Genomic DNA, 13,041 nt, shown 5'->3' with positions numbered 1-13,041 from the left:
TAGCGGAACCCTTTTAGGCGTGGCATATTGGTCGGATTGTTCATGGCCCGCGGATAGCCCAGTCAAGACAGACGAACAACTTGGCAATACCCTGCGGCTTCCTGGAACATTGCATTGACGTCCTGGAGAAAGGTTTTACTGCCCGACATGGTCTTGTCCTTGGATTGGCTCAGCGATCTCAGTGGATATCGCCGAAACACATGTATTTGAGTTCGAGGTAATCATCGGCTCCGTATTTGGAGCCTTCGCGGCCTTGGCCCGATTGCTTGACGCCGCCAAAGGGCGCGACTTCCGTCGAAATCAGACCGGTATTGATGCCGACCATGCCCGTCTCCAGGCGTTCGGCGACGCGCCAGACGCGGGAGATGTCCTTGGCATAAAAGTAACCAGCAAGGCCGAACTCCGTATCGTTCGCAAGTTCGACGGCTTCGTCTTCCGTTTCGAACTCAAAGAGCGGCGCAATCGGTCCGAAGGTCTCTTCGTGCTGCACCTGCATGCCACGGGTCACATCGGTGACGACGGTCGGCTCAAAAAAAGTCCCGCCACGAGAATGCCGGTTGCCGCCTGTTGCAATTCTTGCGCCTTTGGCAATCGCATCTGAGAGGTGAGCTTCGACCTTCGACAGGGCGGCCTCGTTGATCAATGGACCGATCGCGACCCCCTCCTCGAAGCCATCCCCGACAGACAGCGCCGACACGCGCTTTGCAAGCTTCTCGGAGAACTCCTTATAGACCCCCGATTGAACGTAAATCCGATTGGCGCAGACGCATGTCTGACCGGCGTTCCGGTATTTGGCGATCAGAGCGCCTTCAACAGCGGCGTCGACATCGGCGTCGTCGAACACGATGAACGGTGCGTTGCCCCCAAGTTCCATTGAGACTTTCTTGACCGTAGCAGCGCCCTGCTCCATCAGGATTTTCCCGACACGGGTCGAGCCGGTAAAGGTGATCTTGGCCACCTTGGTATTGGCACAAAGCTCTTTGCCGACAGCGGACGCGTCGCTGCTCGGGACCACGCTGAACACCCCTTTGGATATTCCGGCGCGTTCGCCCAGCACGGCCATGGCCAATGCGGAGAGCGGCGTCAATTCAGCGGGTCGCGCGACAAAGGTGCAGCCAACGGCGAGCGCAGGCGCCACCTTGCGGGCAATCATCGCATTGGGGAAGTTCCAGGGAGTGATCGAACCGACGACACCGACCGGTTGCTTCAGGACCACAATGCGCTTGTCGGGCTGATGGCCGGGGATCACATCGCCGTAGATGCGTTTTGCCTCTTCGGCAAACCACTCGACATAGGACGCACCATACATGATCTCGCCCTTGGCTTCGGTCAGAGGCTTGCCCATTTCGGCGGTCAGGATCGCCGCCAGATCGTCGATGTTCTCGACCATCAGATCATTCCACTTGCGCAGGATCGCACCGCGCTCCTTACCTGTCTTGGCCGCCCAAGCCGCCTTGGCATCGTAAGCACCGTCGATAGCAAGCGAGACGTCTTCGACGCCAAGGTCGGTCACATCCGCAATCTTCTCCCCAGTCGCAGGATTGAAAACCGGAAAGCTGTCGCCGTTCTCGATCCAGTGCCCATTCACAAAGGCACGGGTCTCAAGTAGCGTAGGATCATTCAGCTTCAACATGATCAGTTCTCCCGCGCGGCAGCGATAGACGCTTCAAGAATGTCGAGCGCCTCAGCAAAGACCTCATCCTGAATGGTGATCGGGGCGAGGAAGCGAATAACGTTTCCGTAGACGCCGCAGGTCAGAAGGATGAGGTTGCGTTTGAGAGCTTCAGTGCGAACCCTCTGCGTGAATTCAGGGCTGGGGGCTGAGCCATCGCTCGTATTGAATTCTACAGCCACCATGAAGCCTGGGCCGCGGATGTCGACGATTTCCGGAGTTGTGGCACGGATCGATTCAAGCCGCTGGCGTAGACGCGACCCCAGCTCATTTGCGCGTGCGCAGAGGTCTTCTTCCTCGATGACATCAAGAACGGCATGGGCCGCCGCAATCCCGAGCGGGTTGCCGCCATAGGTTCCGCCAAGACCACCAGGGCCGGCGGCATCCATGATCTCGGCTTTACCGGTAACGGCCGCAAGTGGCAGGCCACCTGCGAGACCCTTGGCCATCGTCGTCAGATCGGCTGCGACGCTATAGCCATCCATGGCAAAGAGGTTGCCCGTGCGCGCAAAGCCGGTCTGAATCTCGTCCGCGACCATCACAATCCCATGCTCATCACAAAGCGCGCGGATCTCACGCACAAGCTCGGCAGGAGCAGGATAGAAACCGCCCTCCCCTTGCACCGGCTCAAAAATGATCGCCGCGACGCGTCCGGGATCGAGGTCCGCCTTGAAGAGCTTGTTCAGGGCATTCATCGAGTCTTCCGTGGAAACCCCATGCACGTCGATCGGGAACGGCACGTGATAGACGTCGGGCATCATCGCCCCGAAACCTTGCTTATAGGGAGCGACCTTTCCCGTGAGGCTCATGCCCATGAACGTGCGGCCATGAAAGCCGCCCCCGAAGGCGATGACCGCCGGACGGCCAGTATAAGCACGCGCCACTTTGATTGCGTTCTCGACAGCTTCGGCGCCGGTCGTCACGAAGACGGTCTTCTTCTCGAAATCGCCGGATACGCTCGCGTTCAGGCGCTCAGCAAGCCGGACGTAGTTCTCGTAAGGCAGCACCTGGTGACAGGTATGGGTGAAAGACCCCATCTGCCGCTCTACTGCGGCAATGACTTTCGGGTGGCAGTGGCCGGTGTTTACCACGGCAATGCCTGCGGCGAAATCAATGTAGCGATTTCCCTCCACATCCCAGACTTCGGAGTTCTTTGCCCGGTCTGCGTAGATCTGGGTTTGCATCCCGACACCGCGAGAGATCGCTTTGTCTTTACGGGTGCTGATTTCTGCGTTCAACATGGTTTTCTTCCTTTTCGAATCAGGGCGACGAGGCCTGCTTTCTGTATCCTGTAGGCGTTCACGATATTGTAAAAGCCTGTTTCTTGTGTTTCCTAAGTTATTGATTTATATATTTCATATAGGTCAATTTTAGGTATTCTGAACATGACGAACACATCGCAAGAAGACCTCATCCTTGGTGCCCGATTGCGGGCTCTCAGAGAGCGAGCCGGGTTGTCACAAAGGGCGCTTGCCAAGAAGACCGGTGTGCCGAACTCGACGATCTCGCTCATGGAATCCGGTAAGACAAACCCATCTGTCGGAGCGTTGCGGCGGGTTCTGGACGGCATCCCGGTCAGCCTTTCCGAGTTCTTCGAATTCGAACCGGAGATGGAGAAGACGACCTTTTATGCTGCCGAAGATCTTCCGGAGATCGGGAAGGGCCGGCTTTCTCTGAAACAGGTCGGAACCGATCCGTTGGGCCGTGCCATGATGATACTCTACGAGACCCATGAGATCGGGGCTGACACCGGACGGGTCATGTACGTCCACGAAGGCGAAGAAGGCGGGGTCGTCATCTCAGGTCGGATTGAAATTACAGTCGATGATCAACGCAAAATACTCGGTCCCGGAGATGCCTATTATTTCGACAGCAAAAGGCCCCATCGATTTCGTCAGGTCGGACCCGAACCTTGCGTTCTGGTGAGTGCGTGCACGCCCCCAACATTCTGACGCTCAATCGTTTGGCACCCGTAAGCCCCGTGTGTTCGAGATTGTTCTCCTTTCATGAATGAAACCAAAATGGGGCCGGTTGTTGCCGGCCCCAGTCTTTTATGTCTTCGTCAGTTGCCGCTCAGGATCATGCGGTAGCGCATCTGATCGAAGATCACGGCGAGGATCAGAAGGGCACCGAGGAGCACCATCTGCATGTAGGAGCTGACCTGAGCGAGGTTCATGCCGTTCTGGACAAGCACGATAAAGAAGGCGCCGAGGACAACGTTCTCCACTCTACCGATGCCGCCTCTCAAAGACACGCCTGCAATCACACAGGCCGCGATCGATTCCAGTGCAATCGTGCTGCCGAGGTTGGCTTCGCCCGACTCGACGCGCGCTGTGAGCAGCAAACCGGTCAATGATGCGATCAGGGCACAGATCACATAAGCCATCATCAAAGTACGCTTGGTGTTGATCGCAGAAAGATGGGCTGCCTTGATGTTACCGCCGACGGCGTAGACTTGGGTGCCGAGGCGTGTCCGGGACATGAAGAGCCACATGACGATGATACAGATGGCCGCGATGATCACCGGAATGGGAACCCCAAAGAGCCTGCCGAACCCAAAGGTGTCGCCAAAGGCGAAGGGCAGTCCCGAAACCGGAACCCCACCTGTCAAAAAGAGCGCGAGGCCTGCGCCGACAGAGGAAACACCCAGTGTCATGATGAACGGGGAAACATCGAAATAGGCAACGCCGACACCGTTGATCAGACCGACAGAGATAGCAGCCGCAAAGCCCATGAAAGCCCCAAGCGTGATGGCGAACCAAATCGCGTCAGGGAAAATTCCGGCGAGCCAGACCATGCCGAGTGCGGAGACCACTGACGTCAAGGCAATCGAGGTGCCGACGGACAAATCGAAGCCACCCGAAATGAGAACCAGCATCTGCCCCATCGAAACCAGCACCAGATAGACCGATTGCCGGGCGACGTTGACGAGGTTCTGCACGCTGAGGAACTTGTCGGAGAGCGCCGTGAAGATGATCAGCGCGCCCACCAGGAAGAATGGCAAGACGCCAACCTTGATGAAGGTTTTGCGGATGGGATCGAAGGCCCCGGTTTTCTTAGCTTCTGTCGTCATTGTTTTGCTCCGGTTTCGTCGAAGAAGAATTTGAGAACTTGCTCTTCCGTCATGTCGTCACCGCTCAGCTCTGCCGAGATGTGGCCGTGCGCCAGAACAATCATTCGATGGGAGAGGTTCATGACCTCGGGAAGGTCGGAAGAGATCACAACCACGGCTTTGCCGGATTCGGCCAATTCCTTGATCAGAAGGTAGAGCGCCGCACGGGTGCCCATGTCGACACCAACCGTGGGCTCATCAAAGATGATGATGTCGGCATTCTGGCCAAAGCATTTGCCAAACAGTACCTTCTGCTGGTTGCCGCCAGAAAGCTGGGACACCGGCTTGTTGCGATAACCCTCGTGCAACTCCACATGGTCCGAGATCGTTGCGGCTTCGGAGTTGACTTCGGACCATTTGACCAGCTGACCGTCGCCCCCAACCTTGTCCCCCATGACAAGATTGATCGCGAGATTGTCCTTGGACGGCTTGGCAAGGTCGAGTCCTTCCCCCTTGCGGTCCGGCGAGAGGTAGTAGATGCCTTCCTTGATGATGTCGCGCGTCGGCGCATGACTGATGTCCTTGCCGCGCATTTTCACCGTGCCTTGCACGCGGGTCGTCAGGCCCATGACAGTGCGGAAAAGGCGCGATTTCCCGGACCCCACAAGCCCCGCAACGCCTAGGACTTCGCCCGCCCGCACCTCGAAGGAGGCATCATGAATGCCTGCCGTTCTGAGGCCCTCGACGGTCAGCAGAACTTCCCCGGATCCCTTCTCGATCTTTGGGTAAATTTCGTCGATCGCCCGCCCGGTCATCATTTCGACCAGCGCATCTTCGTTGGTTTCCGCCATCTCCACCGTGCCAATTTTGCCCCCGTCGCGCAGAACGGTGACCCGGTTTGCGATCCGTGAGAACTCCTGAATGCGGTGCGAAATGTAGATAATACCGACACCCTTGGCCTTGAGCTCGTCTACGAACTCAAAAAGATGGTCGACTTCCTTGTCCGTGAGTGATGCAGTCGGCTCATCCAGGATCAGTACCTTCAGATCGCCGTGGAAGGCTTTGGTGATTTCCACCATCTGTTGTTGTGCCCGCGACAGATGAGAGGTGATCTCGTTCGGATCGATGTCAAATCCAAGCTCCAACAACATGTCATGCGCACGTTTGCGCATCGTGCGATGATCAATGAACGGTCCCTTCATGGGCTCCCAGCCCAAGAAGATATTCTGAGCCACTGTAAGGGTCGGGATCAGAGAGAATTCCTGAAAAACAGTGTAGATGCCCTTGTCCTGGGCATCGGCGACGCTGTCGAATTTCATTTCCTGACCATCAAGGACAACGCTGCCTTGTGACGGAGTGTTCGCCCCCGCGAGCATTGAAATCAGCGTCGATTTTCCGGCACCATTCTCACCGAAGAGAACGTGCACTTCGCCCGAATGAAGGTCGAAATCGACGGCATTGAGGGCAAGTACGCCCGGGTATTGTTTCGTGAGCGCCTTGGTTTCGATGAGTGGTTGTGCTGACATGTCAGTCTCCAAAAAATGCGGGCCGGTGGGACAGGCCCAAACCGGCCCGCAGTCCAACAGGGAGGAGGTTAGTTGGACACAGAGAAGACAGGCGAGAACCCTTCCGGCGGAAGGATATTGGTGCGCTCGACGTCTCCAATGTTTTCAGGATCAACCACGAAGATCTTCGGACCCACGTGTTTGATGTAGTCTTTGCCTTCGAGGATGCGGACCGCCTGATCGATTGCGATCCGGCCCTGAACCACCATGCTGTCAGCAGGCGCCGCGAGGATGAAACCGCGCTCGATGCCCGTGTAGACGCCCGGGGTCATGTAGAAGGCGAGCAGATCGACCTTGCCCTGCAGGCCGCGCTCACGGATGAGACCTTGAGCGGCTTCGGCGGTCACAGCGGTGCCGGCGAGGTAACGAACATCCGGGTTGGCTTGCAGAACGTCTTCGACGAGCTTCAATTGAGTTTCCTTGCCGGTGTCGCCGAAGCGGGGCTCGAGAACTTCAACTGCGGAGCCTTTCACAGCTTCCATGAAGCCAGCGTGCGCGGCCTCAACCCATCCTGCACCTGCGGGGCCAGGGAACCAGCCGACTTGCACGGGGTCTGTGCCGGCAGGGTGCTTCGCAGCGAGATAGGCGCCGGTCTCATAGCCCATGACCTTGAACGACACCAAGGACTTGGCAGAAATGTCTTCCGAAGAGACGCCGTTGATGACGTCGATGACGGGGATGCCTTTTGCGGCAACTTCGCCGATGACATTGTTGAGGCCGTCAAAGGAGATTGCGCCAACGACCACAGCATCCGCGCCGCCCGAGACACAGTCTTCGATCTGGCTGATTTGCTTGGCCAGCTCGGTATAGCCGCCGGCTTCCACGAGATTGAGATTCACGCCCAGTCGCTTGGCTTCATCGACAACACCGTAGTCAACGCCGAGCCAATAGGCGTCTTTCATGTGCGGGAAAGACACGCAGATGTTCCAGGCTTTCTCGGCAGCGGCGAGGGCTTCATAAGTGACAGCGTTCACTTCGCCATCTGCGGAAAAGGCCGGTGTGACTCCTTCGGCGGCATAGGGGAACCATGCTTCTTCGGCGAACGCCATGGCCGGTAGTGCGGCACTCAATGCCAGTGCTGTGGCCGTCTTCAGGACGAGTTTCATTGTTCTGATCTCCTTGTCAGTTACAGTAGTCTGAAGCGATAAATCGCGATTTCAGGTTGGAGTTCTGGCTCTTAGCCGAGCTCTTCTCTTATTTTTGCAAGCATCCCTTGGCGTTCCTTGCGGGCCTCAAGCGCTCGGGCCATGTCGACTTTTTCGAACTTGACCGAGGTGTGCGGCTGAAGCTGTCCGATAAGGTCCATGTCGGCCGAAATGACCGCGCCGAGTGTGAAGTATCCGCCGCCCGACACTGCATCGCGGTGCAGAACGATGGGCTCGGTTCCGCCCGGCACTTGGATGGAGCCGTAGGAGTAGCATCCATCCACGATGTTCGAAGGATCAGCGCCCGCGCCAAACGGTTGTTCGCGGTCCACGAATTCGAGCGGACGCCCGCCTTTGAAGCGATAGCCCATCCGGTCCGCTTCAGGCGCCACTTTCCACTCATCTTCGAAGAACCCGGCACCGGCTTCATCCGTCAGGCGATGCCAGTAAAGCCCGGGGAGTACGCGCAAACTGGCAGGTGTTCCTGGTTTTCGGCGAAGAGGTTCCGACACGGTGCGCCCGGCACCGGGTCCTTGCAAACCGCCCGTTGGCAGTTCATCCCTAGCTTGAATTGCGCGCCCTTCCACACCACCAAGCGCACCAATGGGATAGGTCGAACGACTACCCAACGCCTCGGGCGTTGTGATCCCACCGCTGACAGCGATGTAAATGCGTGCACCGGACTGAAGGAAATCGAAGCTCAGCGTCTGGCCCGCTTTGACGACAAAGGACGTCCAGGCCTCCTGGTATTCCCCATCAACCTTGATCGGAAGCTGTGCACCGGTCACTGCAACAGTAGCGGTTTGCGTGAACTCGATCTCCGGTCCCATGAAGACCGCTTCGAGACAGGCAGCACCTTCATCATTGCCGACGAGCATGTTTGCAGCGCGCAGCGCATAGCGGTCCATGGCGCCGCCAAGCGGGATGCCGAGATGGAAATAGCCGATGCGGCCAAGATCCTGAATGGAGGTCGCAAGGCCTGGGTTTTTGATCTTAAGCGTCATTGAGGGCCTCCAACATCTTTGCATTGGTGCCGCGCATGTCGGCGTTGAATTCATCGAGATCAAACTCGACCTCTGCGATCCGCGGCACGTAGGTGCCGTCTTCGACCGCCGCGACGGTGGCGTCATATTCGGCGCGGTCGATCGGCTTCCATTTCACGATGTCGCCGGGTTTGAAAAAGACCATGAAGTCCTTCAAATGCGCGACCTTCTGTTCCGGATCGTAGATGGGCATCGGGGTGACACCGAACATCTGATAGCCACCGGCACCGCGCACGGAATAGATGCAGGAGAAGCAGCCACCATAGCCCACAGTCAGTTTCGGCGTGTCTGTCCGGGGGCTCAGGTATTTCGGAACCTGAAGCTGCTTGTCGCGTTCGACCAGCTGATAGAGGAACGGCAATCCAGCAACAAAGCCCACCATCGACACGAACCAGGGCTGCGAGTGATGCGCCTCGATGAAGTCTTCTACCGAGGCATACCCGTTGATTTTCGCAGCATAGTCGAGATCGGTCCCATTCGGGTCCTGGTGGCGCTCGCGGAACCGCATCAGCGTCTCGTGCGTCCAGGGGTCCTTGTAGAAAACAGGGATCTCGATGATCCGTGTGGTCAGGCGTTTCTCTGCAGTTTCCGCCTTGTGCTCGAGCTCCTTGACCTTCGCCATGATGTCATCGGGAGCGATGACATCCGGATCGAAGCGAACCTGGAACGAGGCGTTCGCAGGGCAAATCTCGGTGACGCCCTCAATCTTGGCGTCGCGCACCGCATTGCTCATGGAAAGAGACTTGAAGAACGCGTCGAGGGACATCTCGTCATCCATCTCGACATAGACGTGCTCGTCGCCTCCAAATGTGTATCTGGTTTTCATTCTGGCTTCCTCACGTGTTCTCGGGTTTCAGGTTCCCGGCTTCCAGCCACGGCTCAAGCCACTGGGTATGGAAATCGCCGGAGGCGACTCCAGCGTCGTTTGCCAGAGCTTTGTGGAGCGGAACGGTGGTTTTCAGGCCATTGATCTCGAGCCCTTCCAGCGCAGTTGCCATCTTGGAAATGGCATCGGCGCGATCCTTGCCGTGAACGATCAACTTCCCGATCAGCGAGTCGTAGAACGGCGGGATCTGATAGCCTTCATACATGAAGTGATCGAAGCGAATGCCTTCCCCTTCCGGGATTTTCAGGCTCTCGACCTTTCCCGGCCACGGCAGGAATTGCATGAACGGGTCTTCGGCATTGAGGCGCACCTCGATCGCGTGTCCTGATTTCTTGACCTGATCTTGGTTGACGCTCAGGGGTTCGCCGCCACAAACGCGGATCATTTCCTGAACAAGATCGAAACCGGTGATCATCTCGGTTACGGGATGTTCAACCTGGATGCGGGTATTCATCTCGATGAAGAAGAATTCGCCCGTCGCTTCTTCATAAAGGTATTCAAGCGTGCCTGCACCGCGATAGTTGACCGACTCCGCAAGTGCGACGGCGGCCATACAGAGGTTTTCGCGCGTCTCATCATCAAGGCAATCCGCGCCCGCCTCTTCCCAGACTTTCTGGCGGCGGCGCTGGAGAGAACACTCGCGTTCATAGAAATGGACGGCCTTCTTGCCATCGCCGACAATCTGAACCTCGATATGGCGCGGCGATTTCACGGAGCGCTCAACATAGAGCCCACCATCGCCAAATGCCGCGGCTGCCTCCTGTTGCGCTTGCGGTGCCAGCGTCCGCAGCTCGTCTTCGTTTTCCGCAATCCGGATGCCCTTGCCACCGCCACCTGCGGCGGCCTTGACCATGACCGGGTAGCCCACTTTCGCGGCGACCTCGACGGCTTCGTCGACGGATTCAATTCGTCCCTTGGAGCCGGGCACGACCGGAACGCCGGCGGCTTCGGCGGCCTGACGTGCAGCCACTTTGTCGCCCATGCGTTCTATCGTGTCTGCGGATGGCCCAATGAACTTGATACCGGCTTTTTCGATGGCGCGCGCAAATTCTGGGCTTTCAGAAAGGAAGCCGTAGCCAGGATGAACCGCGTCGGCCGATTTCTCGATGGCAGCCGCCACCACACCGGTGATGTTGAGATAGGACTCGGTCGCCTTTGCGGGCCCGATACAGACGGACTCGTCTGCGAGTTTGACGGCGAGCATATCCGCGTCGCCTTCCGAATAGGCCTGGATCGTCGTGATCCCAAGCTCTTTGGCGGCGCGAATGATGCGAACAGCGATCTCGCCGCGGTTTGCGATAAACAGGCGCTCGATGCTCATCTCAGACCACCACTTCGGCAAGCGCCTGTCCTGCCGTCACCGGTAGACCGTCTTCGGTCATATATGCGGAGAACGTGCCGGCAAACTCGGCTTTGACCTCGATGAAGGTCTTCATGACCTCGATGAGGCCGATGGTGTCGCCAATGGCGACAGGGTCGCCGGGGTTCTTGTAGAGTGCCGCTTCCGGCGAAGGCTTCATGTAGAATGTGCCCGGCAGCGGCGAAAGTACTTGTGCCATATTGGTATTCCTCCCTCAGTATTCTCAGAGTCCCAGCACGGTTGCGGCTGGTGCGATTGTGATCCCGGCATCCATCAGGCCCGCGCGGATGGCTTTGCCCATGTCCAGCGCGCCCGGTGTGTCAGAATGAAAGCAAATGGACTCGAACTCGATAGGGATGTCCTCACCATCGACGGTCCTCACGACGCCTTCCTTGCAAGCGCGCACGCATTTCTCGGCGACCTCTTCCGGCTTGGGGCGCGCCACGTGGCGGGCAAAGACGATCGAGCCCGACTTGTCATAGTCGCGATCGGCATAGAATTCCCGAACAACAGGATGCCCGACCCGTTTTGCCACTTCGTAGGTCTTGGAGACGCCCATGCAGAAGATGATTGCCGTGCCGCAGGTCTTGCCGAGCGTGTCGACAATCATTTCGGATAGTTCTTCATTCACCGCGGCCTCCATATAGAGTGCACCATGTAGCTTAACGTGCTGAAGGCCGATCCCATGGCGGCGTCCAAACTCGCGGATTGCGCCGACCTGATAGACGATATCATTGATGAGCTCTTCCGAGCTGGTTTTCATGTAGCGACGCCCGAACCCTTGAAGATCGTTGTAGCCCGGATGTGCCCCCAGACCTACACCATAGGTCTGAGCGAGTTTGACCACGCGGTCCATGGAATTGGGGTCGCCTGCGTGAAACCCGGCCGCGATATTTGCCGAGCTGATCAGGGCCATGATCTCTTCGTCAGGAGCTTCGCCCAATTTCCATTGACCAAACCCCTCGCCCATATCGCAGTTGAGGTCGACAATCTCTTTCATGCTTTGCTTCCCTGTCTAAAGTTTCGAATACGTTCACAAAAAGTGTTAAGGATTGGAATTTCTTTATTCTGAAGCGCTGGTATCGGAAATTACGATACTGCGTCTGAGAAAGAACTTGCTCAGGAAAACGCTTTTTATGGCCAAAAGTTTTCTGCAGATGCACAGTAAGCAAGGGGCATCGAAATTTCCGATAGATGGGCCTCAAGTATTGTGTTATTCGAACGGTATGAACCTCCGTCATCTCAAATATTTCGTCGCAACCGCAGAATCGGGCCAGGTGAGTCGGGCCGCGAACGCTCTTTCGATCTCACAATCCTCCGTTACGGGCGCGATTAAGGAACTTGAGGCCATTTTGGATGCGGAACTCTTCGTCCGATCTTCGCAAGGCATGGAGCTGACAGATGCCGGGCGGGAATTTCTCGCCGCCTCGCGCGAAATCCTCGACAAGGTCGACGACGCCAAGCGCCTGACCAAGCGCCGCTCTGAAGTAAGTGGTACGATCACATTGGCTGCGACCTATACGGTCTTGGGCTACTTTCTGCCCTTTCATATTGATCGGCTGGCGCGCCTTCATCCAGGCCTCGATATTCAGATCAGCGAGCTGAACAGGGAGAGTATCGAGGACGGGCTTCTCGCCAATCGTTTTGATCTCGCCGTGCTGCTCACCTCAAACCTCAGCAATCCCGATCTTGAATCGGAGACACTTTTCAAGTCCTCCCGGAGGCTTTGGGTTCCGGCAGGTCACCGCTTTCTGGAGCGAGGCAAAGCTAGTTTCAAAGATATTGCGGACGAAGATTACATTATGCTGACCGTCGACGAAGCCGCGCATACGGCTATGAAATATTGGAGCAAAACTAGCTATCGGCCCAATACGAAGCTCAGGACGTCGTCTGTTGAGGCGTGCCGGTCGATGGTCGCGAACGGGCAAGGCGTGGCCATCTTGTCCGACATGGTCTATCGCCCGTGGTCCCTGGAGGGCAAACGCTTGGAGACGGTGTCCACCGATGTGGAAATTCCGACGATGGATGTCGGGATCGCATGGCGAAGCGGCGTCGAGTTTACACCTGCGATGAACCTCCTGGTGGACTACTTCAAGGCAAGCTTTGTCTCACCACAGATGGCGCAGTTCAGCGGACGAAAGTGATCCGGCCTTACCAGGCAAGCTGGAAATCGGTTCTTCCGATGGGGCGCAATCACGAAATTGAACTATGTTTTGAGCTCTCCACCCGGTATTGCCAAGTTGTTTGAGGATGCATGAAAAGTGATTTTGTTCCGCGCTCAGGCTGTCATTTCTGCAGTGTATTCATCCCAGAGTGTG

At 57.1% G+C, this 13,041-nt stretch carries 12 protein-coding genes; 2 read left to right on the top strand and 10 right to left on the bottom strand.

From position 1 onward, the window contains the following. Window positions 1-178: 178 nt before the first annotated feature. Together ACR0AD_RS20630 and ACR0AD_RS20625 are read right to left on the bottom strand one after the other, a co-directional pair. Complete coding sequence (locus tag ACR0AD_RS20630; RefSeq protein ID WP_480489429.1) at window positions 179-1,633, bottom strand: NAD-dependent succinate-semialdehyde dehydrogenase; 1,455 nt, start codon at window positions 1,631-1,633, stop codon at window positions 179-181. A 2-nt stretch (window positions 1,634-1,635) separates the two neighbouring features. Then, a complete protein-coding gene (locus ACR0AD_RS20625; protein WP_480489428.1) occupies window positions 1,636-2,913 on the bottom strand; it encodes a 4-aminobutyrate--2-oxoglutarate transaminase in 1,278 nt (425 codons plus the stop codon). A 144-nt stretch (window positions 2,914-3,057) separates the two neighbouring features. Here ACR0AD_RS20625 and ACR0AD_RS20620 point away from each other — a divergent pair, with 144 nt between their 5' ends. Further along, window positions 3,058-3,624, top strand: coding sequence for a cupin domain-containing protein (locus tag ACR0AD_RS20620; protein WP_480489427.1), 567 nt, complete (start codon window positions 3,058-3,060; stop codon window positions 3,622-3,624). Between the two features lie 110 nt (window positions 3,625-3,734). Here ACR0AD_RS20620 and ACR0AD_RS20615 read toward each other — a convergent pair whose 3' ends face one another. From ACR0AD_RS20615 to ACR0AD_RS20580, 8 genes are all read right to left on the bottom strand, one after another. Further along, window positions 3,735-4,745 (bottom strand): ABC transporter permease, encoded by a 1,011-nt coding sequence (locus ACR0AD_RS20615; RefSeq protein ID WP_480489426.1) that lies wholly within the window; start codon window positions 4,743-4,745, stop codon window positions 3,735-3,737. Beyond that, window positions 4,742-6,250 carry a sugar ABC transporter ATP-binding protein gene (locus tag ACR0AD_RS20610; RefSeq protein ID WP_480489425.1) on the bottom strand — a complete coding sequence of 503 codons (1,509 nt, stop codon included), beginning with the start codon at window positions 6,248-6,250 and terminating at the stop codon, window positions 4,742-4,744. The genes ACR0AD_RS20615 and ACR0AD_RS20610 overlap by 4 nt, the downstream gene beginning before the upstream one ends. Before the next feature lie 68 nt (window positions 6,251-6,318). Next, on the bottom strand, window positions 6,319-7,395 hold the full coding sequence (torT, locus tag ACR0AD_RS20605) for a TMAO reductase system periplasmic protein TorT (RefSeq protein WP_480489424.1): 1,077 nt from the start codon (window positions 7,393-7,395) through the stop codon (window positions 6,319-6,321). Window positions 7,396-7,466: 71 nt separating this feature from the next. Then, a complete protein-coding gene (locus ACR0AD_RS20600; protein WP_480489423.1) occupies window positions 7,467-8,438 on the bottom strand; it encodes a 5-oxoprolinase subunit C family protein in 972 nt (323 codons plus the stop codon). After that, a complete protein-coding gene (locus tag ACR0AD_RS20595; RefSeq protein WP_480489422.1) occupies window positions 8,428-9,303 on the bottom strand; it encodes a 5-oxoprolinase subunit B family protein in 876 nt (291 codons plus the stop codon). Before ACR0AD_RS20595 ends, ACR0AD_RS20600 begins: the two co-directional genes overlap by 11 nt. A 10-nt stretch (window positions 9,304-9,313) precedes the next feature. Next, window positions 9,314-10,684 carry an acetyl-CoA carboxylase biotin carboxylase subunit gene (locus tag ACR0AD_RS20590; RefSeq protein WP_480489421.1) on the bottom strand — a complete coding sequence of 457 codons (1,371 nt, stop codon included), beginning with the start codon at window positions 10,682-10,684 and terminating at the stop codon, window positions 9,314-9,316. Between the two features lies 1 nt (window position 10,685). After that, complete coding sequence (locus tag ACR0AD_RS20585; protein WP_480489420.1) at window positions 10,686-10,922, bottom strand: acetyl-CoA carboxylase; 237 nt, start codon at window positions 10,920-10,922, stop codon at window positions 10,686-10,688. 24 nt (window positions 10,923-10,946) lie between these two features. Next, window positions 10,947-11,723 carry a 5-oxoprolinase subunit PxpA gene (locus ACR0AD_RS20580; protein ID WP_480489419.1) on the bottom strand — a complete coding sequence of 259 codons (777 nt, stop codon included), beginning with the start codon at window positions 11,721-11,723 and terminating at the stop codon, window positions 10,947-10,949. Window positions 11,724-11,775: 52 nt separating this feature from the next. Here ACR0AD_RS20580 and ACR0AD_RS20575 point away from each other — a divergent pair, with 52 nt between their 5' ends. Continuing rightward, on the top strand, window positions 11,776-12,867 hold the full coding sequence (locus ACR0AD_RS20575; RefSeq protein ID WP_480489418.1) for a LysR family transcriptional regulator: 1,092 nt from the start codon (window positions 11,776-11,778) through the stop codon (window positions 12,865-12,867). Window positions 12,868-13,041: the final 174 nt, after the last annotated feature.

The organism is Ruegeria sp. BH8, assembly GCF_056538065.1.
Note: the sequence above shows the minus strand (reverse complement) of the source record. Positions and strands in the feature narration are given on the sequence as shown.